General features: G+C 60.9%; 20 protein-coding genes and 1 tRNA gene. 13 read left to right on the top strand and 8 right to left on the bottom strand.

The genetic code is table 11. The features are described 5' to 3' along the window. Positions 1-120 precede the first annotated feature (120 nt). The 4 genes from V5279_RS43735 (at position 121) to V5279_RS43750 (ending at position 3,501) form a co-directional block, all read left to right on the top strand. The gene (locus tag V5279_RS43735) at positions 121-2,073 is read left to right on the top strand and encodes an ABC transporter ATP-binding protein/permease (protein WP_338693346.1); all 1,953 of its coding nucleotides are present in this window, start codon (positions 121-123) and stop codon (positions 2,071-2,073) included. Positions 2,074-2,360: 287 nt separating this feature from the next. Then, entirely contained in the window at positions 2,361-2,807 is a 447-nt protein-coding gene (locus V5279_RS43740; RefSeq protein WP_338693348.1) for an Hsp20/alpha crystallin family protein, read from the top strand. Positions 2,808-2,931: 124 nt separating this feature from the next. Further along, positions 2,932-3,177 (top strand): hypothetical protein, encoded by a 246-nt coding sequence (locus tag V5279_RS43745; protein WP_338693350.1) that lies wholly within the window; start codon positions 2,932-2,934, stop codon positions 3,175-3,177. 30 nt (positions 3,178-3,207) lie between these two features. After that, complete coding sequence (locus V5279_RS43750; protein ID WP_338693352.1) at positions 3,208-3,501, top strand: hypothetical protein; 294 nt, start codon at positions 3,208-3,210, stop codon at positions 3,499-3,501. A gap of 90 nt (positions 3,502-3,591) precedes the next feature. Here the strand turns inward: V5279_RS43750 and V5279_RS43755 are convergent, their stop codons facing one another. Continuing rightward, positions 3,592-3,816: a hypothetical protein gene (locus tag V5279_RS43755; RefSeq protein ID WP_338693354.1), complete on the bottom strand. Its 225-nt coding sequence runs from the start codon at positions 3,814-3,816 to the stop codon at positions 3,592-3,594. Positions 3,817-4,019: 203 nt separating this feature from the next. On the opposite strand from V5279_RS43755, the gene V5279_RS43760 reads away from it, so the two are divergent. The 5 genes from V5279_RS43760 (at position 4,020) to V5279_RS43780 (ending at position 9,249) form a co-directional block, all read left to right on the top strand. Continuing rightward, positions 4,020-4,166 carry a hypothetical protein gene (locus tag V5279_RS43760; protein ID WP_338693356.1) on the top strand — a complete coding sequence of 49 codons (147 nt, stop codon included), beginning with the start codon at positions 4,020-4,022 and terminating at the stop codon, positions 4,164-4,166. A gap of 115 nt (positions 4,167-4,281) precedes the next feature. After that, the gene (locus tag V5279_RS43765) at positions 4,282-4,446 is read left to right on the top strand and encodes a DUF3309 family protein (RefSeq protein ID WP_338693358.1); all 165 of its coding nucleotides are present in this window, start codon (positions 4,282-4,284) and stop codon (positions 4,444-4,446) included. 204 nt (positions 4,447-4,650) lie between these two features. Continuing rightward, the gene (locus V5279_RS43770; RefSeq protein ID WP_338693360.1) at positions 4,651-5,718 is read left to right on the top strand and encodes an AI-2E family transporter; all 1,068 of its coding nucleotides are present in this window, start codon (positions 4,651-4,653) and stop codon (positions 5,716-5,718) included. A 131-nt stretch (positions 5,719-5,849) separates the two neighbouring features. Beyond that, positions 5,850-7,118 (top strand): efflux RND transporter periplasmic adaptor subunit, encoded by a 1,269-nt coding sequence (locus V5279_RS43775; RefSeq protein ID WP_338693362.1) that lies wholly within the window; start codon positions 5,850-5,852, stop codon positions 7,116-7,118. Between the two features lie 58 nt (positions 7,119-7,176). Beyond that, positions 7,177-9,249 (top strand): ABC transporter permease, encoded by a 2,073-nt coding sequence (locus V5279_RS43780; RefSeq protein ID WP_338693364.1) that lies wholly within the window; start codon positions 7,177-7,179, stop codon positions 9,247-9,249. Positions 9,250-9,651: 402 nt separating this feature from the next. On the opposite strand, the gene V5279_RS43785 is transcribed toward V5279_RS43780, so the two are convergent. Together V5279_RS43785 and V5279_RS43790 are read right to left on the bottom strand one after the other, a co-directional pair. After that, positions 9,652-9,954 carry a c-type cytochrome gene (locus V5279_RS43785; RefSeq protein WP_338693366.1) on the bottom strand — a complete coding sequence of 101 codons (303 nt, stop codon included), beginning with the start codon at positions 9,952-9,954 and terminating at the stop codon, positions 9,652-9,654. 58 nt (positions 9,955-10,012) lie between these two features. After that, a complete protein-coding gene (locus V5279_RS43790; RefSeq protein ID WP_338693367.1) occupies positions 10,013-10,708 on the bottom strand; it encodes a VIT family protein in 696 nt (231 codons plus the stop codon). A 420-nt stretch (positions 10,709-11,128) separates the two neighbouring features. On the opposite strand from V5279_RS43790, the gene V5279_RS43795 reads away from it, so the two are divergent. Then, positions 11,129-12,373 (top strand): APC family permease, encoded by a 1,245-nt coding sequence (locus tag V5279_RS43795; protein ID WP_338693369.1) that lies wholly within the window; start codon positions 11,129-11,131, stop codon positions 12,371-12,373. Between the two features lie 67 nt (positions 12,374-12,440). Then, positions 12,441-14,069 (top strand): hypothetical protein, encoded by a 1,629-nt coding sequence (locus V5279_RS43800; RefSeq protein ID WP_338693371.1) that lies wholly within the window; start codon positions 12,441-12,443, stop codon positions 14,067-14,069. 863 nt (positions 14,070-14,932) lie between these two features. On the opposite strand, the gene V5279_RS43805 is transcribed toward V5279_RS43800, so the two are convergent. Further along, positions 14,933-15,565: a hypothetical protein gene (locus V5279_RS43805; RefSeq protein ID WP_338693373.1), complete on the bottom strand. Its 633-nt coding sequence runs from the start codon at positions 15,563-15,565 to the stop codon at positions 14,933-14,935. A gap of 129 nt (positions 15,566-15,694) precedes the next feature. On the opposite strand from V5279_RS43805, the gene V5279_RS43810 reads away from it, so the two are divergent. Both V5279_RS43810 and V5279_RS43815 read left to right on the top strand, forming a co-directional pair. Next, the gene (locus tag V5279_RS43810; protein WP_338693375.1) at positions 15,695-16,306 is read left to right on the top strand and encodes a hypothetical protein; all 612 of its coding nucleotides are present in this window, start codon (positions 15,695-15,697) and stop codon (positions 16,304-16,306) included. A gap of 81 nt (positions 16,307-16,387) precedes the next feature. Beyond that, the gene (locus V5279_RS43815) at positions 16,388-16,732 is read left to right on the top strand and encodes a hypothetical protein (RefSeq protein ID WP_338693377.1); all 345 of its coding nucleotides are present in this window, start codon (positions 16,388-16,390) and stop codon (positions 16,730-16,732) included. Positions 16,733-16,970: 238 nt separating this feature from the next. On the opposite strand, the gene V5279_RS43820 is transcribed toward V5279_RS43815, so the two are convergent. From V5279_RS43820 to V5279_RS43835, 4 genes are all read right to left on the bottom strand, one after another. Beyond that, a tRNA-Ser gene (locus V5279_RS43820) sits at positions 16,971-17,060 on the bottom strand. 1,052 nt (positions 17,061-18,112) lie between these two features. After that, a complete protein-coding gene (gene otsA / locus V5279_RS43825; protein WP_338693379.1) occupies positions 18,113-19,564 on the bottom strand; it encodes an alpha,alpha-trehalose-phosphate synthase (UDP-forming) in 1,452 nt (483 codons plus the stop codon). A gap of 213 nt (positions 19,565-19,777) precedes the next feature. Continuing rightward, entirely contained in the window at positions 19,778-20,614 is an 837-nt protein-coding gene (gene otsB, locus V5279_RS43830) for a trehalose-phosphatase (RefSeq protein ID WP_338693381.1), read from the bottom strand. A gap of 6 nt (positions 20,615-20,620) precedes the next feature. After that, a complete protein-coding gene (locus tag V5279_RS43835) occupies positions 20,621-22,114 on the bottom strand; it encodes an MFS transporter (RefSeq protein ID WP_338693384.1) in 1,494 nt (497 codons plus the stop codon). Between the last annotated feature and the right edge of the window lie 141 nt (positions 22,115-22,255).

The following is a 22,255-nucleotide window of genomic DNA, read 5'->3' on the forward strand; positions in this document are numbered from 1 at the left end:
GATAGCATTTTGATTGTGACGCCGGGGGACCGTCATTGCGATGCGTCAATATCCCGATCGCCCGGTCCTGCTTAGATAATGCGGTGATTCCTGCTGATGAAACAGGGTTGATGCGGACGTATGAAGGCTGACGTTGCATCACCTGCGGCTCCCCAGGCCGTCCCCCCTCCGCTCGAGGCAATTGCGAAGCTGCCGCAGCCCGCACATCCTCTGCTGCCGACCATGCCGGACGCGGGCGCCAGACCTTCTCTCGCAAACGCGCTCATCAAAGCTGCGCCAGTACACGATTTCAATCTTGCCCGGGACCTGAGCTTGTTCGCGCGCGTGCTTCGGCAGGCTGAAGGTGGGCGACGGGTTGTGGCCATCTTCATTGCTTCGACTGTCATCACCATTGCCAATGTGTTTGGACAAGTCCAGCTCAATGACTGGAACGGCCGGTTCTTCGACGCCGTCGGCCGCAAGGACCTGTCGGGCTTCCTCCATGACCTCTGGACGTTCGCTATCATCGTCGTGATTTTGCTGGCGCTCACGGTCGCAAACACCTTTCTCCAGGAACGCCTGAAGTTTCGGCTGCGGGAATGGATTACCCGTCACCTCCTGGCCGAGTGGCTCAAGCCGTTGCGCGTCTATCAGCTCGGCTTCGCCGGCGAATATGGATACAACCCGGACCAGCGCATCCAGGAGGATACGCGCCTCTTGGGCGACTACACCGCCGACCTCGGATGCGGCATCGTCTATTCCCTGCTTCAGCTCATCGCATTCGTCGGCATGCTTTGGACCCTATCGGCGCAAGTCACGTTTCAGGTCGCGGGCTACGACATCGCCATTCCCGGTTACATGGTCTGGTGTGCGCTCGCTTACGCCTTGACCGGGTCCGCACTGACCTGGATCGTAGGGCGGCCGCTGATTGTCCTGAACGGCGAGCGATATGCGCGTGAGGCAGAATTCCGCTTCGCGCTCGTTCGGGTCAACGAATCCGGCGAGAGCATTGCGTTGCATGGCGGGGAAACGGACGAACGACGGCATCTCGAGGCCGCGCTCGCGGCCGTCGTGGACACGATGCGACGGATATCCTCCTCGCTCGCTCACCTGACGTGGATCACATCGGGCATCGGCTGGCTGTCGTTGGTCGTTCCGATACTGGTGGCAGCACCGGCCTATTTCGGCGGCAGCCTGACGCTTGGCGGCCTGATCATGGTGGCGGGAGCGTTCACCCAGGTACAGCTCGCGTTGCGATGGTTCGTCGACAATTTCTCGCGCCTTGCCGATTGGCGCGCGGCGGTCCATCGGGTCGCGCGCTTTCGCGAAGCGCTCGACAATCTCCCTGCGGTCGAACAGGGCGCGGAGGAGATCAAACGCGCTCTGCATCCGGAGGGACATCTCGCTTTCGAGGCCGTCCGCATCCTCTTGCCGGACGGACATATCGTCATCGATGACGCGACGGTGCATATCACCCCTGGCGAGCGGGTCCTGATTGTCGGCGACACCGGAAGAGGAAAATCGACACTGTTTCGCGCCGTGGCAGGTCTTTGGCCATGGGGTTCCGGGATAATCCTCACGCCTCCGCTCGAGTCGATGGCATTCCTGCCGCAACGCCCTTATCTGCCGCTGGGTACGTTGCGCAACGCCCTCAGCTATCCGAGCCCCGTCGACGCCTTCCCCGAAGCGAATGTTCGCCAAGCACTTGCCCGCTGCGATCTCGGCGTTCTCGTTCCCAAGCTCGACACGATCGAGCGCTGGGACAAGGAGCTTTCGCTCGGCGAGCAGGAGCGCCTCGCTTTTGCGCGCCTTCTCCTGCACAAGCCGGCATGGGTCTTTCTGGACGAAGCGACGGCCGCGCTCGACGAAGACAGCCAGCACCGCGTCATGGCTCTATTCGACGATGAGCTGAAGCAGACCACCGTGTTGAGCATCGGTCATCGGCCGGATCTGGCCGTCTATCACACGCGAACGCTTCAGCTTGTTCATGGCCATGACGGAGATCGCCTCAAGCTCAAGCCGCCCCCTGCCCCACCTCCACCTCGGCGCTGGCTGCAGCGGCTCGACGACTGGCTGCTGACTATCCGGCCATGATCGGGATGCGGAACCCACATCTATTCGGCCTGTCTGCCGGCTTTCGATGCAACGATGCAATCTCGTTGGGCGACACAAGGTCAACTTGGTTGACCCACTCTCATCATGGCCGCTGTTTCCGCTTCAAAATACCTGGCCAATTTGCGCTACATCAACGCCGCTATGACCGCGAAGAGCAGGCTATTTTATGTCTTCTTCTGCCAGTGGAGAGTGAGATGAGCCTTCCGAGATTGTGGACTACTAGCCCGGAGCTTGCATTCGACCCTCTTAGGGCCATGCGACGTGAAATGGAAAGCGCGCTGCGCGCTTTCGATCAGAGTTCGACTTCTCCAAGTATTGGGGCGGGCGCACCGGCAATCAGTGTGGCGGAAACCAAGGATGCTTTCGAAGTGTCAGCCGAGCTTCCCGGCGTGAACGAGAAGGATATCAACGTCAGCCTCGACGGCAACCAGTTGGTGATCTCCGGCGAGAAAAAGGCGGAGAGCACGAAAGATGAAAAGGACTGGCACGTCGAGGAGCGCAGCTACGGCTCGTTCTATCGATCGATGTCACTGCCTTTCGAGCCGGAAGAGGGAGCCGTCGAAGCTCATTTCGACAAGGGCGTGCTGCATCTCGCCATCAAGAAGCCCGCCAAGGCCGTGAAGACCACCAAGACAATCGATATCAAGACGGGCGCTCCTCCAAGCGCGAGCCCCGTACCGAACAAGGCCGCCGCACCTGGTAAAGCTGCCTAGTCGCGTGCAGTTCGTCGTAGAAATCCGGGGGCCCCAGCCAGATATGCTGGTTGCGGTCTCCAGATTTCGTCGTCGCCTGTTCGGATGTGATCGAATGAGATAGAGGTTAAGCTCCTGCGATACGATGAGAACTCCGACGAAAAAGCCAGTTCGCGCAACTGAAGAGCCTGAGCCGAAGACGCCACGTGCCGACAGGCCGCCGTCTGAAGGATTCGTGGTGGTTGTCGACGGGCACTTCAAGTCGGAGTTCGAGACGGCCGAAGCGGCTGAATCGGCGGGTCACGAGCTGAAATCGACCTATCCGATGCTCAAGATCGAGATCTACGACGCCGCCACGAGAGTCCGAACTTTATTGAGCTCGGAAGCGTAACTGTCGCACAGTCCTCATCGGGAGCGGAAAATGGCCTTCCTGAAAAGAGAGCTATATCGTCAGGTGAGAGGCCCCGAAATCACGCACGAGGATCGTTCTTTCCTTGCCTTCGATACTGACACCAAGAGCTTGTATGTCGAGCGAGAGGTGGCGCATCTGGAGACTGGCATTGGGGGCACAGTCGAATTCCAAACGGCGACAATGGATATTGCGGATTATCTGACGCTGGGCGGCCAAACCACTGGTCACCGCGAACTTTGGCGTTTGCTGAGAGCGCTCTTCAAGGAGGACAGCGACGTTACCGGCTCCTCTCGTGACACATGACTTCGCCGCGCCTCTTCACGACCATCATCTGACGAACTGCGTATCCAACTGACTGACCCGGCGGCGCGCGCACGGCGACGTGTGGCGGCGTCATGTCAGGCTTTGCTTCTCTTTTACAATTTGCGCCAACAGCTTGCGTACCCGCTCATCGTGAAACGCCATTCCGAAAAGGGCCAGAACGACCTGGCCGGGCGGCAGTTCCTCGTCACTCTTCGCCTGCCGGATGAACATTTCCATCTCACCATTTTCACGAACGACGATAGCCGCGTCGTTGGACCGGAGTTCAATGCGAGTTGGCCGTTTCAGCCCGAACATTCTCAGCTCCTGTGTGCACTTTCCGTCAACTGAAGGACCCCGATCAAAACTGATTGAGCGGCACCTCTTCTTGATTGATCCCAGCCGAACTCTCGCTTGAGTCCGTTGATTTGCATCAAAATGATCTGGTGACGGCCTAATAAGCTTCGATCGGCCACATCGTGGTTTCGGGAGCGACGCAGACAAATCAGGATTCCCGGACAATGTCTCGCAATATTCTTTACCTCGTCATCGGCGGGCTGGCCGTGGTCGCGGCAATACTCGGCTATCAGGTCTACCGGGATCGACAGAAGACTACTGGCGTCGACATCACCATCGGCGAGCGTGGCATTTCAATCGAAAAGAAGTAGCACTGGTTCCCCAACAATGCCGTCGACAGCCGTCGTCGCAGCTTGAAGATCGGGCACACAAGTCGGGCTGCCAAAAGACCCAATATCCAGAAGGTCCCACCATAGGAGTCGGACAATGTCGATCGGACTTATCCTCGTGATCATCCTCATCGTCTTCCTGCTCGGTGGCTTCAGCGGCCGCTTTGGCGGCTACGGTTACGGCTTCGGCCACGGTGGAATGGGTGTCATTGGTATCATCTTGGTCATCCTGCTCGTATTGCTGCTACTGGGCCGGCTCTGATCCTGTCGATGTCGACTGCGTCGACCGCGCCCGATCCCCGAACATCCTGTCATCAGCGTAACGGGTCCCGGTCAGCCCCGACCAGACATCTGGTCGTGGCGCTCCGTCCACTGTCCTCATGTGTGGTTGGAGTTTTTCAGGGCAGCCGCATGGCGGAGCACGGGACTGGCTTGGACGGCTCCGCTTACCCGATGGAATGGCGGCATGCGTACCATTGAAAACAACTCGTTTTTGCTGCTGACGATTGGGATATCGCTGGCGTTCGCGTGGATCTTGCTGCCGTTTTACGGAGCGGTTCTCTGGGGAACCGTCACAGCCGTATTGTTTGCGCCATTGCATCGATGGCTGTTGAAATCAATGGGGCAGCGGCGCTCCCTTGCCGCCCTGTCTACTGTCATGATCATCATAGCGATCGTGATCCTGCCAATGACGCTGATCGCCGCGGCATTGACGCAGGAAGCGTTGGGCTTCTATGGAAAAGTCCAGTCGGGCGAGCTAGATCTCGGTCGATTCTTTCAGCAGGTCCATGACATCTTGCCCGCATGGACAATCAATCTCCTGGACCGCTTCGGCCTGGCGAGCCTCGGCGCGGTGCAGCAAAAGCTTTCCGCCGCCCTCATGGCCGGCAGCCAGTACATCGCCGCACAGGCTCTCAACATTGGTCAGAGCACGTTCGACTTCATCGCGAACCTGTTCGTCATGCTGTATCTATTGTTCTTCCTGCTCCGTGACGAGGACGCGCTGTCCAAACGGATCAGAGATGCTATTCCGCTACGCGCCGAACAGCAGAGCGCCTTCGTCCTCAAATTCGCAATCGTCATCCGCGCCACGGTCAAGGGCGACATGCTTGTGGCCCTGCTGCAGGGAGCGCTCGGCGGCCTAATATTCTGGTTACTTGGGATCAACGCCCCACTGCTCTGGGCTGTTGTGATGGCCGTCTTTTCATTGTTGCCGGCGATAGGCGCCGGCCTCATCTGGATCCCGGTCGCGGTCTATCTTCTCGTGACCGGTGCAATGTGGCAGGGCATTGTCTTGATCGCCTTCGGCGCGCTCATCATCGGACTCGTGGATAATTTCTTGCGCCCTATCCTGGTGGGCAACGACACGAAGATGCCCGACTATGTCGTTCTCATCTCCACGCTGGGCGGAATCGCCACTTTCGGTCTCAACGGATTTGTCATCGGTCCGGTGATCGCGGCCATGTTCATCGCTGCCTGGGATATCTTCTCGGCATCGAGGCAAGTCGCCGAGAAGGACGGCACCATTCGTTAGTGGTCACCGCCCGTCGGGCGAGCGCGTGAATGGCTTGCCAGGCTCCCAGACCTTGATCCCAATCAACCATTCGGCCCAGCGGTAGCCTATGGTGGCAACAGCCATCATCCGACGCCTGGAGCCAAGGCGAAATGAACCCGCATCTCGGCATTGGTGCCGCGGCCGAAAACAGGGACGCTCTGCCTTACGTGCCGCCGCCGGCCGGGCGCCCGGTCAGAGAGCCGCTCGCGCAGCCGCGATTTGCGACGAAGTACCGGATTGCCGCGACGATCGCCCTGCTGCTCTCCGCTGCATCTCTGGGCATCTGGTGGTCTCTCAGCGGCGACGCGTCGGTCCGATATGAGACGGCGCCTGTTGCGATCGGTGACGTCGCGCGCGACGTAAATGCCACGGGCTCTGTCAATCCGGAATTGACGATCATTGTCGGGACCTATGTATCCGGCGTGATCCAGGAATTGAGTTGCGACTACAACACGCAGGTCAAGCGCGGACAAACCTGCGCCAGGATTGATCCCCGCCCCTATCAGAGCATCGTCGATCAGGCGAAGGCCAGTCTCGCCATCGCGAAAGCGCAGCTGGATAAGGACAAGGCGTCGCTCATCTATGCCAAGGCCAACCTCGAGCGCCTCGCCACGCTCGTCAAGACAAGCGCCGTGTCGGAGGACGCCTATGACAATGCGAAGAACGTGTACGATCAGGCTCTGGCGCAAATCACGTTTGACGAAGCCACCATCCAGCACCGCGAAGCCGTGCTCGCCGCGGCGCAGGTCAATCTCGACTATACCAACATCATCTCGCCGGTCGATGGCACGGTCGTTTCGCGCGCCGTCACCATGGGACAGACGGTGGCGGCGAGTTTCCAAACTCCCACGCTGTTCCTGATCGCGACCGACCTCACCAGGATGCAGGTGGACGCCAATGTCAGCGAGAGCGATATCGGCGGCATCAAGAATGGCGACAAGGCGACGTTCACGGTCGACGCATATCCGAAACGTCTGTTCGAGGGAACGGTGACCCAGGTCCGCCAGTCCCCGCAAACCGTGCAGAACGTCATCACTTACGATGTCGTCGTCAGCGTCAACAACCCCGATCTGGCGCTCAAACCCGGCCTGACGGCGGCGACAAGGATCATCATCGATCGGCGCAGCGGCGTGCTCCGCGTTCCGAACCAGGCGTTGCGTTATGTCCCGACCGGGACCGCCCTTGGCAACACGAAACAAGCGCGCGTTTGGGTGTTGCGGGACGGATCGCCGGTGCCGGTTCAGGTTGCGGTCGGGCTCGATGACGACGAGTTTACGGAGATCGTACAAGGCGACCTGAAAGTCAACGACAGGGTGATCGTCGCGGAGGCGCGGAATTCAGCGAAGGCACGTTCCGGCGTGCCGCCGCCACGACTCTGATCGCAACAGCCGCAACGATTGAAGGCACATGGCGGAGCCGGTCATCAGGATCGAGGGAGTGTCGCGGACATATCATGTCGGCGACATCGACGTTCGCGCGCTTTCGGACGTCAGCCTGGTCGTCGAACACGGCGAGTTCATCGCCATCATGGGCGCATCCGGATCGGGCAAGTCGACGCTGATGTCGATCCTTGGTTGCCTCGACCGGCCGACCGCCGGTCATTACTGGTTCGACGGCATCGACGTCGCGCAGCTTGCGGAGCCGGATCTTGCCGGCCTTCGCAGCGAGCGGCTTGGATTCGTATTCCAGAGCTTCAATCTGTTGCCGCGTACCAGCGCCATCGACAATGTCGCCCTGCCGCTTCTGTACGCGATGTCCGGCCAGAGCCATGCGAGCGCGCGCTTCGAGCGGGCGCGCGCGGTTCTGGACAAGCTCGGGCTGCGCGACCGGGAGCGCAACACGCCGGGCCAACTGTCAGGCGGGCAGCAGCAGCGGGTTGCGATCGCGCGGGCCCTGATCAATCAACCGAGCCTGCTGCTGGCGGATGAGCCGACCGGCAATCTCGATACCCGCAACTCCAACGAGATCATGCAGACGCTCAGCTCGCTCAATCGCGAGCAAGGCGTCACCATCATCGTGGTGACCCACGAGCCGGATGTCGCGGCCTTTGCGGATCGCGTGCTGACCATGCGCGACGGCCAGATCATCACGGATGTGAAGAAGACGCAGCGCGCCAAGGCGCCCCGGCCGGCAGGCGGCGCGGCGGACAAATTGGTCCAGCCCCGGGAACGGTCGGCCTACGTCGCCATGTCGGGCGCATCATGGCCCTTTGCCTGGATGGTGATGACGGCAGCCGCCGAGGCGATCTGGCGCAACAAGATGCGTTCGGCGCTGACGATGCTCGGGGTCTTCATCGGCGTCGCCGCATTGATCGTCATGGTGTCGGTCGGCCAGGGCGCCAACGAGGCTGTCCGAAAGGAGATCGCAAGGCTCGGAACGAACCTCGTGGTCATCCTGCCGGGTGCAGCCACGAGCGGCGGCGCGCGCGGCGGCTCCGGAAGCGCATCGACGCTGACCGTGGCCGACGTCCGGGCAATCCGGCAGGAGGCGCCTGCCGCCGGAGCCGTGAGCTATCTGATCCGCCAGCCGGGACTGATCCGCTTTGCGAACCAGAACTGGACCACCGGCATTCAGGGCGTAAGCGCCAACTATCCTCCGATGACAAACTGGCAGATCGCCGCAGGGCGGGCGATCACTCCGGAGGACGAGCGAAGCTCGGCGCTGGTCGCGGTCCTCGGCGAGACCGTGCGCCGGCAACTCTTCGGCTCCTCCCAGAATCCGATCGGGGCGACGGTGCAGGCCAAGGGTGTGTCGTTGCGGGTCGTCGGAATTCTTGACCAGAAGGGACAGACGTCCTTTGGACAGGACCAGGACGATCTGATCATGGTTCCGTTCACGACGGCCGAGCGCAAGATCATCGGCGTCGCGGCGCCAAGCCAGCAGCAAACGGCCATCAACTGGATCTATCCGACGCCGCCGAATCCGTATGGGCTTCAGCCGCGGATGACCGGATATGTGAATCAGATCTACGTGCAGGCGGTGGATCAGACCGGCATCCAGGCGGCGATTGGTCAGGCCACCGAAATCCTGGCGCGGCGTCACCACATCAGGCCAGGCACGACCAACGATTTTTCCGTGCGAAACCTCAGTCAGATCGCAGAGACCGCAGAAGGCAGCAGCCGCATCATGGCGCTCCTCCTGGCCGCGGTGGCGTCCATTTCGCTTGTGGTCGGCGGCATCGGCATCATGAACATCCTGCTCGTCTCGGTGACGGAGCGAACGCGGGAGATCGGACTCCGGATGGCGATTGGCGCCCGAAGACTACACGTGCTGCTGCAGTTTCTTGCCGAAGCGATCTTCATCAGCGTCAGCGGCGGCATCGTGGGAATTGTCATCGGCGCGGTGTTTTCCGTCGCCATCTCCGCCCTCACCGGCTGGCCGGCGCCGATATCCCTGGCCGCGATCGCCGGCGGGTTCCTGTTCTCGGCAGCCGTCGGCATCTTCTTCGGCTACTACCCCGCGCGAAAGGCCGCCCGCCTCGATCCGATCGAAGCGCTGCGCTATGAATAGGCAACGTTGGCCAGGCGGCTCGGCTTGAGGTAACCTCGAAAGCACAGAGGGAATCCGCTTGAGCCGCTTGGTGGTCGTCTCCAACCGTGTCGCCTTGTCGGAAGAACCGGCGTAGCGCAGCGGCGGGCTTGTGACCGGCCTCGTCGACGCTCTGCATCAGGCTGGAGGCTTATGGTTCGGGTGGAGAAAGCTAAGAGAAACGACGCCGGAGCCGAATGACGTACGTTTACGCCGTCGCGCTGCATTCCGGCGGCCGGCACGAGGAAGCCACGACCGTCTTTAACGAAACCCTGTGCAACCGTCTCGCGACATTTCAGGCGTTCGCCTCGTTCAGCCGGATGGCAGGAGATGCCGTTGCGGCGCTCGCGGGCCCAGGTTCGGGCGAAACTGGTTGCGGTGGCTCTACCGGGTGCGGCCTGACCGCAGTGTTGAAATATAGGCCGCGATATCTGCCGCCTCCCTGCGAGTAAGCTGCAAGTTCGGCATCTTCGGATGCGGATCAAGCAGGAAGAAAGCCAACTTTGCTTCGTCGAAACCGGTTCGTTTTGCGATCGTCGCAAAGGGGGTTGCTTCGGTGATAGAGCCTTTCTGACCACGCTCGACCAAGTGGCAGTTCGAACACCAACGGTTTACGACGTCATGGCCGTTGTTTGGATCCGCGGCCCGCGCCGTATTGGCGCCGATAATCATCAAGGCCACCGACATGTACTCAACGAGCCTATTTCCCTTCCCTCAACCCTTCACTTGATACTTTCTTGGAGGGCTAGACCACCTTTCCGAAGACAGCGCCGATACCGGCCGTCAAGCCCATCGCAAACGCACCCCAAAACGTCACTCGGACCGTCGGCTTCAATAAACCAGCGCCTCCGGCTCTTGCGCCCACCGCACCGAGAATGGCCAGGAAAAACAGCGATCCCACAGCGACACCCGGGATCAACACGCCAGATGGCGAGACAAGAACAAGCACAAGAGGAGCGGCGGCCCCGACCGAGAATGTCGCGGCCGATGCGAGTGCCGCTTGAACCGGACGGGCGGTGCTGATGGATGAGATGCCAAGTTCGTCACGGGCGTGGGCGGCTAGTGCATCCTTCGCCATCAACTGCTTCGCAACCTCGCGGGCAAGACCAACCTCCACGCCTCTGGCCAGATAGAGCTGCGTCAGTTCTTCCCTTTCAAAGGCCGGATCATCCGCCAATTCGCGCTTCTCCCGCGCAAGGTCCGCGTGCTCGGTATCGGCCTGCGAACTCACCGACACATATTCGCCAGCCGCCATCGACATTGCGCCAGCCACAAGGCCGGCAACGCCTGTGAGCAAGATATCGGTTTGCGACGCGGCGGCGGAGGCTACACCCAGGATCAGGCTCGCCGTGGATATGATCCCATCGTTCGCGCCGAGCACGGCCGCTCTCAACCACCCGATCCGCTCGACAAGGTGGCTCTCGGTGTGGAGGCGGCTCATTTATCCAAATCTCTGTTCTCTGAATTTTCTCGCATCACCTGTCTTCCGGCGGGCGATTGAGGAGCTTGGTCCCGGTAAACATGGCCGAGATAATGCTTCCACCAGGTTGTGATTAGTTATGTCCGCTTGTTCAGGAATTCGAAGCCAAGCTCATTGGCACACTATACGCGGTCGTAGAATGGTTTCCTCGAACTCGAGTTGCGCCCGCCCATCGGTCAATTGCGCCCTAGCACCTTCCGCCTCGGCAACAAGCTTATTGCGTCAAATGAAAGTGAGTTTGAGCTGGATCAACTTGAAGGAAGTGCAGATGCCGGAGTGGACTTCTTGACGCGCAGCGTCGGTCTTGCCCTGAACCATGCGATACTTTAGCTGCTATCATCCATGAGGCAGCACCGGCTGGACCCACCGCGGAGAACCTTGATGTCTGTCCAGTCTGGTGCAACGCAGGACGCCTCCCCGCGCCTTGTTCGCTCGCTCACGCTGACACACGCCGTGCTCTATGGACTTGGCGTAACCATCGGAGCCGGCATCTATGTTCTTGTTGGTCTCGCCGCGGGGCGCAGCGGCATGCATGCGCCGCTTGCCTTCGTGGGTGCGGCTCTCGTCATGGCTTTCAGTGCGGCATCGTTTGCTGAGTTGGGAACTCGGATGCCGGTAAGCGCCAGCGAAGCGGCCTATGTCCAAGCCGCGTTCGGGTTTGATTGGCTCAGTCTCGGTGTCGGCCTTCTCGTGGTCACGACGGCAACAGTCTCGGCCGCGACGATCAGCGTCGGCAGTGCAGGCTATGTTGCGGTGTTTCTACCCCTCCCCGCCCCGTGGATAATTTCCATGGTAGTTCTTGCCATGGGGGTCGTGGCATGTCTCGCGACGGTTCAGTCCGTCACCTTCGCCGGTGTCATGACGCTCATCGAAGTGGGCGGCCTTGTGCTGATCATTGTTGCCGGCCTAGGTCACGGGACCGACGTTGTCACCCGCCTTCCAGAGATTTGGCCTTCTGCCGGCGATACAACGGCCTGGATCGGCATTGCCGGGACGGCGCTCACAGCGGTCTTTGCCTTCATTGGCTTCGAGCATCTCGTAAACGTTGCCGAAGAGATGAAGGAACCAAGTCGTACCCTGCCGCGCGCGTTGTTCCTGACGCTCGGACTCACCGCGCTTATATACGGGGTGGTTGTGTGGGTCGCGGTCACGGCGGTGCCTCCGCAAGAGCTCGCCCGGTCTTCGGCACCCCTTGCGCTTGTCTTCGAGCGGCTCACGGGCCTGCCGCTCATCACCATGAGTGCAATCGCCATTGTAGCGACGCTTAACGGCGTCATCGTGCACATGATCATGATTGCCCGGGTGATCTATGGGCTGGCCGATCAAGGCAACCTGCCGAAGGCTCTTACACGGCTGAATCCGGTGACGCACACGCCTCTTCTGGCAACCGCTATCGGGGTCAGCGCGATCCTCGTGCTGGCGCTGGCCGTTCCACTCGCGGGCCTCGCCGATCTGACCGCGGGCTTCACGCTTGTGATTTTCGCAATTATAAATGTTGCGCTAATCCGGATTAAAAGCAGAAATGAAGCTCCGCCGTTGGGAACGTTTATTTGTCCGCGATGGGTACCATTTGCAGGCCTTGTTTCAAGCGTCCTGCTTCTCCTGGTCGACCTGATCGTATCATGAACAGGACGAAGTAGATTGCAGCGTGTTCAATCGGGCACCTGATACTTCGGCAGAAGGCCCGTAAAGCATGCTTCCATCGGCGGAAGAGTGGCTCAAGCGAACTTTCGTTGATATCTTTCGGCAACTGCGCTGGTCGTTTCTGCCTCCGCTGATGATCTATTTCGCGGCGGGGATTTCCGGATTGACCGCCATCGTCGGCACATTTTTTGTCAAGGAGTACCTCGGGCTTTCGGCTGCATTTTTGGCCGCGCTCGCCTTTTGGGCTGGGCTGCCCTGGGCGTTGAAAATGCCACTTGGCCACCTAGTCGATCTGGTTTGGCGCTGGAAGGCGCTCTTGGTCTATCTGGGCGCCGCGCTGATCGCCGCGAGCCTCGTCATCATGTACGCACTCATCATGCACATGGACGGAATGCGTCAATTCCTCAGTGTGGAAACCTGGTTCGTGGTGAGCAGCCTACTGGCGCCAGCCGGCTATGTAATCCAGGACACGGTTGCCGATGCCATGTCGGTTGAAGCCGTGCCGCGCGTCCGCGCGGACGGCAAACCGCTGTTCGAAGAGGAGACCAAGTCGCTCCATACCACGATGCAGACCCTTGGGCGCATCGCGCTTATAAGCGGACTGGTGTTCGTCGCGCTGCTCAATATCGTGATGTTTGCCGGTGTGGAGAGCCTGGAACAAAGCCAGAAAGCGAACGTCTACGCCCGCATCTACATGATGGCGCTTGCTATCCCTCTAGTATCAGTCAGCGGGGTGATGCTGTCGCAGGCAATACTTGCCGCACGGGCTAGGCAACTTCGGAAGCAGGGCTTAAAGCCGGACGAGGCCGACCAACTGGTCTATTCGCCAGGTCAAACAACGGAGCCCAACTACTGGATGTTCGTTGGCGGCGCCGCGTTCGTGGTTCTAACGCTGGCAATCGGCATCAGCGATATACCGATGGCACAGGAGATCGTGTTCTGCGGATCGATGGCGATCATCACCGTGCTTATTTACCAGCTGGTCCAGAAATTGCCCCGCGCGAAGGCGCGGGCGTTGATCGGCACCGCGCTCATCATATTCGTGTTTCGTGCGGTTCCGCTGCCAGGCGCAGGGGCTACGTGGTTCATGATTGATCAACTCCACTTCGACCAGCAGTTCCTGTCCGTGCTTTCGCTGATTTCATCTTGCCTTACGCTCATAGGCATGGTGCTGCTGCGACCGCTGATGGCAAGCCGGTCCATCGCGTATATTGTTGTTCTGTTGACACTCGCCTCGGGTGTTCTGGCGCTGCCGAACATCGGGCTTTACTATGGTATTCAAGAGTGGACTGCGCGCCTCACTGGCGGCGTCGTGGATGCGCATTTCATCGCGATTATCGAAACCACGCTCGAGTCTCCCCTCGGCCAGGTCGCGATGATTCCTCTGTTGACCTGGATCGCGCGCAATGCACCGGCCGACCTCAAGGCAACGTTCTTTGCGGTGATGGCCTCATTCACCAATATGGCACTGACGGCCAGCAGTTTGCTTACGAAATATCTGAACCAGATCTTTCTGGTGACTCGCGAGGTTAAAGACCCAGCGACCGGCGCAGTTCAATCACCCGCCGACTACAGCCAGCTCGGCTGGCTGTTAATCACAGTATCGTTGATCGGGGTACTGGCGCCGTTGTTCACTGTGCTTTTGGTGCAGAGGTCACGGCTTCAGACCCACGATTGAGATAGAATCGCAGGGCCATCGCTCAATGTGAGCTAGTTGATTCCCTTACTTTGCACTGGTGCGACGACGACGATCTATGGCGCTATCTTCACGGTCAAGGGCATGCGGGGAGACGGGCACAGCCGCCCTGCAGCTCGGACGTGCTTTCAGCCTCCCGTCGGCCTTATTGCTGGCTTTGACGCTCACTGGAGTTCTCCCGATCTCCGCCAGCTTGCGGAAGGCGTTTGGTGAGCGCGGCCGTAGCCGGTTCTCGTCTACACGCATTCGGCCGCCGTGGCCGCAGGCACGCTCGCAGCCACATGCAAGATCAACTCCGCCGACGTGGTCGGTCCGGTTCTGGCGGCGCTTTCGACAAATACTCTCCGTAAGATCGTCGTTGGCTGGATCAGCGGCGGGCGCTCCTTCGCGCTGCGGCTAATCCCCGGCCTCCTTTTTCCTCACGGCGGCGTGGGCCGACGCAATCCTGATCTGGTGAACGGCGCAGTCGGCCCAGCTTCAACTGAACGCTTCCGGACTCGGAAGATTGGCTGACCAAGGCGTGCGACGCCATGCCATGAAGCGTCGTCCGGCTAGGCGAACGAAGGTTGCGAGAGGGACCTCTGCATGCCAAATAGGGAGTGCCGTGGGGCTACACCCTGGGGCTACACCAGAGAGCTCTGGCGTGCATTAAGGCCTTGTTTTACGGGGCTTTCTCGAAGCCGTTTTATTATGGCGGAGAGGGAGGGATTCTCTTCCCGTTTGAAGATTCAAAACAGCACTGCAAAATGAGGATTCGGCTGAGGGCCGACGCGTCCGTCAGCTGCGCGCCGGTCCAAACGTAGGCGCTGACGCATTCGAATTCACTCAGCGTTTCGATTTACCCCTCATCGATCCCCCTCCAACTTGGCGCCGTCTGCTCCCGTCGATCGCAGCGCATGCGAGATTTCGCGCATCGCGTCTTGCCGGCAGCGGCGAAGCTGTTCGTTACGAACCTCTTTCTTGCGTCCATAGGTCCACGTCTCCCAGAACTTTTTGCGCACGCCGACCGTGATGAATGCGTAGTGCAGCGGATACTCCACCTCGAACAGAACGTGGAGTTCCTCATCGTACGGGTGAAATCTCCTGACGATCTCCTGTTCGCCGTCGAAGAAGCGCAGCACGGCGGCAAGCGCTTCGATCACGTTGTGCTCTCGCCGAATGCCGGTATCGAAGGGGACGATCCCGTTCCGCAGCATGCTTCCACGCTGCCCCTGGAAATTCGCCTCGAGCTCTCGCATCGCTTCGACCGTCTTGACGCTGTCCTGCACGTTCTCGGAGCCGAGGATCGCGCAGAGCAATGCGGCGGCGTCTTCGTGCGTCATGGCCGGAGCGTTCCGACCCCGCCCGCCGGCGCTCAATAGCGGCCCATCCTTCGAGCCTTTTGTTTCCCGCAGATTGCGTGCGTGCTGCAGGGTGGCCGTATAGGGACGGCCCAGCGAACTGGCGACAACCTCCGAAAGTTGACGGGAATTAACCATTCATCGCCAAGCCAATTGACTCTACCGAACTTAATTTCGTTCAGTAGAACACGGGAAGGATGCGATCAAGCCCCTTCCAGTGAAAGGAACAGAAAAATGCCTACCGAAGCGAGTGAAGTGAGGCGTCGGATGTACCAGACGGCGGAGTTTCGCGCCGAGATGGTGGAACGGCTGAATTTCGGAACCGACCGGGTCACATTGCCTCTCGACGCGTTGCTCCAGGCCAACGTCATTCCGAGTGACCTTGACGATCATACGGAAGCGCTTGCCGTGGAAGGGACGAAGATCCTGCTCTCGATCTGCAGCCAGGTGCGCAAGTCGTCCGCGATGGCAATGGTCGCCGAGCGCATCGGCGCCATGACGTTGCAGACCGAGCTGGGTACGCCGAGGAAGAAGTGGTCCACGGCGGGCTTTTTCGCAGCCGACGTAGCAAGGCTGCTCCAGAACTTCTGGGAAGTGGGGCGCACCGGCGCCGCGATCCCCACGGTCGGCGTGAGCGTGTTGTGGAGCGACCCGCAGGGTCGCGTGCTGTTCGGCACGATCGACGAATGGCACCGGGGCAAGCGGCGGCCGAAGAAGATCTACTCTTCGGAGACGCTTCGCTTTCCCTCCGCACCTGGCGGCGAATGGGACTACATCCAGTTGCCGGCGGTGGGCGGCACGTCCGTTTCGCCGCTGCCGCTGCTGGGATTTAGCGAGCTCCTCCGCGAGGGCGTTAAGGACACCGCCGCCGACCTGTAGTGCCCACGGCACTTTCCGCGGAGACGCACGGCGATCGTAAGCCGGACATCCGCTCTGACAAACCCAACAAGGGAGAAGAGAATGAACTTCACTGAATTCAAGAATGGCCCCGCCGGCAGCGTGTTCGCCGGCTTGGGCAAGGAATGGGCCGACCTGCTGCAAAGCACCGGTTGCTTCGAAGATCTCCGCCGCGCGGTCGTCATCCGCAACACCAAGGACATCGGACTGTTCGTCATGGCGGCGCGACGTTACGCGGGGACGTGTTCGGGCGGCGAATTCAGGTTACTGCTCGCGATCTGCACGCTCGTCGACTTCGGGCACCTGGCCGACGATCTCGCAGACGGCAAGGCCTGGCAGGACCTTGTCATGGGATGCGACCGGCGATTCCGCGCCGCTATCGCGGCGTGCGTGATGGAGGCACCGTAAGGAATGCCGGAGCGCAAAAGAAGAAAGGCAGCTGCGTAACGCTGACGAGATGGCGGACCGAGCGACTGACACATCGCTTCGCCAAGCAGACCACGGACAGCGACTTTTTGAATCGAGATCGTCGTCCAAACGTGGTAAACAAGAGGTTAAAAGTGCTACACTGTAGTGCTACACCGCTCCAAACCGGCGGTTCAGGAAACACCTGATTTTGAAGGACTTTCTCGCTGCTACAAATCAGTGGCGGAGAGAGTGGGATTCGAACCCACGGTACGGTTTCCCGCACACACGCTTTCCAAGCGTGCGCCTTAAGCCACTCGGCCATCTCTCCGGGAGGCCCTCTCTTGAAGGGCCGGGGCGGATTTTGCAAGGGAGCGCGGGGCCGGAGCGCGAAATTTCCCCAATGGATTGAAAAGATTGGGTAAATTTGCGGTGACGGCAGCCGCGAGCCGCGACCTCGCTTGCCTCTGCGAGAGATTTTGGCCGGCTGCGGGTCAAAGACCGGCGCAAATCAATTGATACAGCCGACCGATCCGTCCTCCGTCATTCCGGGGCATGCGAAGCATGAGACTGGAATCTATTTCGCCGCTTGTTCCGTGCTCCGATGGATTCCGGGCTCAACCCTGCGGGCTGCCCTCAGATGCGCAATTGCGCGCCCGGGAATGACGGGTCGATAGAGCCGCAGCCCCCTGCCACTGAGTTGCCCGACGGCGCAAACCCTTCGCGTAAAAATATTTCGCTTTATCAGAACTGTAACTCAGTGTATGAATCTCCCGTCTCACCCGATCGAGGGGCGCTGCGCATCGTCACGGGTGTTGCGGTGAGATGCGGTGGACGCCGAGCGCGCAGTCGACGAATGCGCGTGAAGCGGACGGTGAAGTCGTGTGGTCCTGACGCCCTAGCGGCCGGTGTCCCCCGCGAGATGCGAAGCATCTTCGCGAGGCGGTGACAAACAAGCCCAGTCTCGCCGGGGAGAGCGCGAAATAAGCCGTAACCCATCGCGCAGGGAAAGCCGGATTGCTCCGGTTACACCTGTGGTCCTACCCCTGTGCTTTTTTGTTGCACAGGGCCCATGGGTGCAATCGGCACCCGGCTTTCCCTGCGCCCTCTGCTCAACGAGAGGGCGGAACGAAATGCAAAGCTCGGGCGGATCATGTCGCGAGAACGTGAAGCTGCGTCCCCACCACAGCTGTCATCGCCCGGCTTGACCGGGCGATCCAGTACGCCGCGACCTCTCGGTTCAAGCACCCCTGTCTCTGGAATACTGGATCATCCGCATGCGCGGGTGATGACACCGAACATGCTGTTTGACAGTTGAATCGGACGACGACGATGCACGAGGACGGGCAAGCGCAAACGTGCCCATCCTGCTATGCGATGCGACTAGTGATATCGCGCGGCAAGATCCGCCGTGCGGCGCGGCCACAGGCTTGGTGGCTCAGGCAGCGCCGCGTTTCCCGCACTGTGCGTATCCTGCAGCGCCTCGATGAAATCCGCGAACCATTGCTGGATGGTGCCGCTGTTGAGCTTCTCCATCATGGCTTCCCAGCGCATCCGCCGCTCGGTCAGCGGCATCGCGAGCGCCGTCGCCAAGGTGCGCGCCATGCCGTCGATGTCGTGCGGATTGACCAGCAGCGCAGCGTCGAGTTCGTTCGCCGCGCCGGCGAATTTCGACAGCACCAGCACGCCGGGATCCGCCGGATTTTGGGCTGCGACATATTCCTTGGCGACGAGGTTCATGCCGTCCTGCAGCGGCGTCACCACACCGACCTGCGCGGTGCGGTAGAGGCCTGCGAGCACGCCCTGGCCAAAGCCCTTGTTGAGGTAGCGGATCGGGGTCCAGTCGACCTCACCATGCTCGCCATTGACGTCGGTGACGAGCTTCGCCACCTCGCTCTGCAGATTGCCGTAAGCCTCGATCGCGCCGCGCGAGGGCGTTGCGATCTGCAGCAGCGACACCGAGCGCTTCAGCGCCGGGTGCAGCGTCCACATCTTGTCGAACGCCTTGATGCGGTTGACGAGACCCTTGGAATAGTCGAGCCGGTCGACGCCGATCGCGAGCTTCTCGCCGTTGAGGCTGCGCCGCAGCCGCGTCACGTCGGGATGCATCATCGCCTTGGTCGCCTGCTGCGCGAATTTGCCGGGATCGATGCCGATCGGAAACACCGCGGCGCGGGTGTGGCCGAACGACGAGTTGATGACGCCGTCACGCACCTCGAACGCAAGCTCGTGCTGCACGTAGCTCAGGAAGTTCTCGCAGTCCTCGTCGGTCTGGAAGCCGATCAAATCGTAGGACAGCATCGCTTCGATCAGCGCGCGATGGTTGGGCACGCCTGCGATCACCGCGCGCGCCGGCCATGGCGTGTGCAGGAAGAAGCCGATCGGCTGCGTGACACCGAGATCGCGCAGCTCGGCGCCGAGCGTGAGGAAATGATAGTCCTGGATCCAGAACACGGAATCGGGCTTGCGGAAGCGCAACAGCGCGCGCGCCATGAACGCGTTCACTTCGCGATAGCTCGTGTAGTCCTCGTGCGAGGCGCGAATCAGATCGGCGCGCGAATGCATCGCGGGCCACAGCGCCGAATTGGCAAAGCCTTCGTAATAGCCGCCATAGTGCGCGGCCGGCAGATCGAGCATCGCCAGCGCGCCCGCACCGAGAGCTTCGACTTCTGCGAAAGGTTCCTTGTGGTTCCCGTCGCGGACACGTCCGCTGGAACCGACCCATATTGCCCCTGTCTTTTCCACCACCGGCAACAATGCCGCAGCCAGCCCCCCCGTCATGGGTTCATTGGGTTTTCCGCGCGAGACGCGGTTCGATACGACGACGAGGTTCACCAGGTCCCCTCCTGTTGGTCAACTCGCGTATTAACAACCATTCATCAAGATGGTTCCTGATCAAGGAATCTCCCAATTGAAACCAAATTCTGGCGAACGCGCACGGAACTCGCGGGAACTCGCGAAAAGAAAAATCAATGCGAGATGCACGTCACGACGCAAAACAACCGCATTCAGGAGTGCGCGACGCGACGTGCGATGCAGATGATTTGGTTAGGACAGGCTGACGTCCCTATCGTCGTCGAGCAGACGCGCGAGGAATTCACGCACATCGCTCGGCCGGTCGAAATGTCCGGCGACGCCGGTTGCGCGGCGGCCGACGGAGAATGCGAGACCATTGAAATCGGGCATGATGCCGAACACGGTCTCATCGGTAACGTCGTCGCCGATAAAGAACGGGCGGCGTCCCCTGAACGGCTCATGCGTCATCAGCTCGAGCACACCGGTCGCCTTGGTGAAGCCGGAATTCTTGATCTCGCAGACACTGTTGCCCGGCAGCACCTCGATCGGCGCATTCGGCAGCTCGGCGCGGATCAGCGACACCGCTTCATAGATCGCCTTCTCCGCATGCGGCGCCAGCCGATAGTGCAGCGCCAGCGAATAGCCCTTGTCCTCGAGCAGAATGCCGGGGCTGAGCTTGGCGATCGCGGCGAGACGGCGCTTCAATTCCTTGTCCAGCGGCGGCGCGTGCGCGGCGACCGCCTCGCTGTCTGGCTGCAACCGCATCTCGGCGCCATGGCCGCCGATCGCGGGAAACTGGTCGGGCGCGAAGATCAGGTCGATGTCGTTGAGCGAGCGGCCGCTGACCAGCGCCAGCGCGCCGTTGGTGCGCTCATGCAATCGCTTCAGCGTCGTCGACAACTCCGGCGGTACCCAGACCTCGCGCGGCGTCGGCGCGAAATCGAGCAGCGTGCCGTCGATATCGAGCAGCACCGCGGTCTGTCGCAGCGGCGGGATCAGCGACGCCGGCGCCGGCGCCGGCACGCTGTCGGTCGCGTGGTCAGGGGTGATATCATCATCCACAGGCATTTCGGCCAAATCATGCTTCATCCTAGTCTACTCCACAAATGCCAGTGGTCGCGCGACAGATTCGAGCGATTTTCGCTCGGCCGCGACGGCATAGCGCCACGCGACGGCTGCGGCGACCATCATGAGTGCCGACCCCAGGAGGTAGCCGGCGAACACGCTGCTGCGCGATCCGGTGTCGATCAGCGCGCCGAACAGCGCCGGCCCGATCACGCCGCCGATGCCGGTGCCAACGGCATAGAAGACGGCGATCGCGAGCGCGCGGACCTCCAGCGGAAACGTCTCGCTGACGGTGAGATAGGCGGCGCTCGCCGCCGGCGACGCAAAGAAGAAGATCACCATCCAGGCGATGGTCTGGGTCTGCGCGCTCAACACGCCGATCGAGAACAGATAGCCGGACAACGCAAGCAGCACGCCGGAGATGCCATAGGTCAGCGTGATCATGGTGCGGCGGCCCACCGTATCGAACAGGCGGCCGAGCAGCAGCGGGCCGAGGAAGTTGCCGGCAGCGAAGGGCAGGATGTACCAGCCGACATGGCTGGCGGCGATTCCGAAGAAATCGGTCAGGATCAGTGCGAAAGTGAAGAAGATCGCATTGTAGAAGAAGGCCTGCGCGGCCATCAGCGTCAGCCCGACCAGCGAGCGCTGCCGATAGGTATAGAACAGCGTCACCGCGACCTCGCGCAACGGCGTGTGATCGCGCATCCGAAGCTTGATTTTCTCGAAGCCTTCGCTCGGCTGCTCGTGACCGAGCACGGAGGTCTCGATATCGGCCACGATCCTGTGAGCTTCTTCCGGGCGGCCATGGATCATCAGCCAGCGCGGGCTTTCTGGAATCCACATCCGCATCAGCAGCACGAAGAGGCCAAGCACCGCGCCGGTGAAATAGGCGATCCGCCAGCCGTGGTCCGGCGCAAGCAATGCGGGATCGAGCAGGACGATCGCGCTCAGCGCGCCGATCGCGGCGCCGATCCAGAAGCTGCCGTTGATGACGAGATCGGTCCAGCCGCGATAGCGCGCCGGCACCAGTTCCTGGATGGTCGAGTTGATCGCGGTGTATTCACCGCCGATGCCGGCACCGGTGAGGAAGCGAAACAGTGCGTAGCTCGCGACGTTCCACGACAGCGCGGTTGCAGCGGTCGCCGAGAGGTAAACCGCGAGCGTGATGAAGAACAGCTTCTTGCGCCCGATCCGGTCGGTGAGCCAGCCGAAGCCGAGCGCGCCGAGCACGGCGCCGGCGAGATAGGCGCTGCTGGCAAGGCCGACATCGGCGTTGGTGAAGTGCATCGCCGGGCTGTCCTTCAGCGCGCCCGACAGCGCACCGGCCAGTGTCACTTCGAGCCCGTCGAGAATCCAGGTGATGCCGAGCGCCAGCACGACGCGGGTGTGGAAGCCGCTCCAGCTGAGATTGTCGAGCCGAAGCGGGATCGAGGTCTCGATGACGCGATCGTCGCTCTGTGCAACTGGCGACGCAGTCCCGTCCGTCGTTTTCGCAGAGCTCAATTGTGTCCGCTGCAAGTTCATCAGATTGGACCAATGAGAAAAACCCCGGAACGATGTGTTCCAAGGTTCACTCTCCCAGGATTGCGGCAAACGGTGTGCCCGCCACGCGACGTCAACGCCGCAGGCCGGCCAGGGTTCCCGCAATGCGGAAAAGCAAGGAAA

Origin of the sequence: Bradyrhizobium sp. 26S5, assembly GCF_036923295.1 — a bacterium.
Lineage (GTDB): Bacteria > Pseudomonadota > Alphaproteobacteria > Rhizobiales > Xanthobacteraceae > Bradyrhizobium > Bradyrhizobium septentrionale.

What these genes read in the sequence shown, in the direction of transcription:
- V5279_RS43735 (WP_338693346.1), top strand. Translation starts at nt 121, where the DNA reads ATGAAGGCTGACGTTGCATCACCTGCGGCTCCCCAGGCCGTCCCCCCT.
- V5279_RS43740 (WP_338693348.1), top strand. Translation starts at nt 2,361, where the DNA reads ATGGAAAGCGCGCTGCGCGCTTTCGATCAGAGTTCGACTTCTCCAAGT.
- V5279_RS43745 (WP_338693350.1), top strand. Translation starts at nt 2,932, where the DNA reads ATGAGAACTCCGACGAAAAAGCCAGTTCGCGCAACTGAAGAGCCTGAG.
- V5279_RS43750 (WP_338693352.1), top strand. Translation starts at nt 3,208, where the DNA reads ATGGCCTTCCTGAAAAGAGAGCTATATCGTCAGGTGAGAGGCCCCGAA.
- V5279_RS43755 (WP_338693354.1), bottom strand. Translation starts at nt 3,816, where the DNA reads ATGTTCGGGCTGAAACGGCCAACTCGCATTGAACTCCGGTCCAACGAC.
- V5279_RS43760 (WP_338693356.1), top strand. Translation starts at nt 4,020, where the DNA reads ATGTCTCGCAATATTCTTTACCTCGTCATCGGCGGGCTGGCCGTGGTC.
- V5279_RS43765 (WP_338693358.1), top strand. Translation starts at nt 4,282, where the DNA reads ATGTCGATCGGACTTATCCTCGTGATCATCCTCATCGTCTTCCTGCTC.
- V5279_RS43770 (WP_338693360.1), top strand. Translation starts at nt 4,651, where the DNA reads ATGCGTACCATTGAAAACAACTCGTTTTTGCTGCTGACGATTGGGATA.
- V5279_RS43775 (WP_338693362.1), top strand. Translation starts at nt 5,850, where the DNA reads ATGAACCCGCATCTCGGCATTGGTGCCGCGGCCGAAAACAGGGACGCT.
- V5279_RS43785 (WP_338693366.1), bottom strand. Translation starts at nt 9,954, where the DNA reads ATGTCGGTGGCCTTGATGATTATCGGCGCCAATACGGCGCGGGCCGCG.
- V5279_RS43790 (WP_338693367.1), bottom strand. Translation starts at nt 10,708, where the DNA reads ATGAGCCGCCTCCACACCGAGAGCCACCTTGTCGAGCGGATCGGGTGG.
- V5279_RS43795 (WP_338693369.1), top strand. Translation starts at nt 11,129, where the DNA reads ATGTCTGTCCAGTCTGGTGCAACGCAGGACGCCTCCCCGCGCCTTGTT.
- V5279_RS43800 (WP_338693371.1), top strand. Translation starts at nt 12,441, where the DNA reads ATGCTTCCATCGGCGGAAGAGTGGCTCAAGCGAACTTTCGTTGATATC.
- V5279_RS43805 (WP_338693373.1), bottom strand. Translation starts at nt 15,565, where the DNA reads ATGGTTAATTCCCGTCAACTTTCGGAGGTTGTCGCCAGTTCGCTGGGC.
- V5279_RS43810 (WP_338693375.1), top strand. Translation starts at nt 15,695, where the DNA reads ATGTACCAGACGGCGGAGTTTCGCGCCGAGATGGTGGAACGGCTGAAT.
- V5279_RS43815 (WP_338693377.1), top strand. Translation starts at nt 16,388, where the DNA reads ATGAACTTCACTGAATTCAAGAATGGCCCCGCCGGCAGCGTGTTCGCC.
- otsB (WP_338693381.1), bottom strand. Translation starts at nt 20,614, where the DNA reads ATGAAGCATGATTTGGCCGAAATGCCTGTGGATGATGATATCACCCCT.
- V5279_RS43835 (WP_338693384.1), bottom strand. Translation starts at nt 22,114, where the DNA reads ATGAACTTGCAGCGGACACAATTGAGCTCTGCGAAAACGACGGACGGG.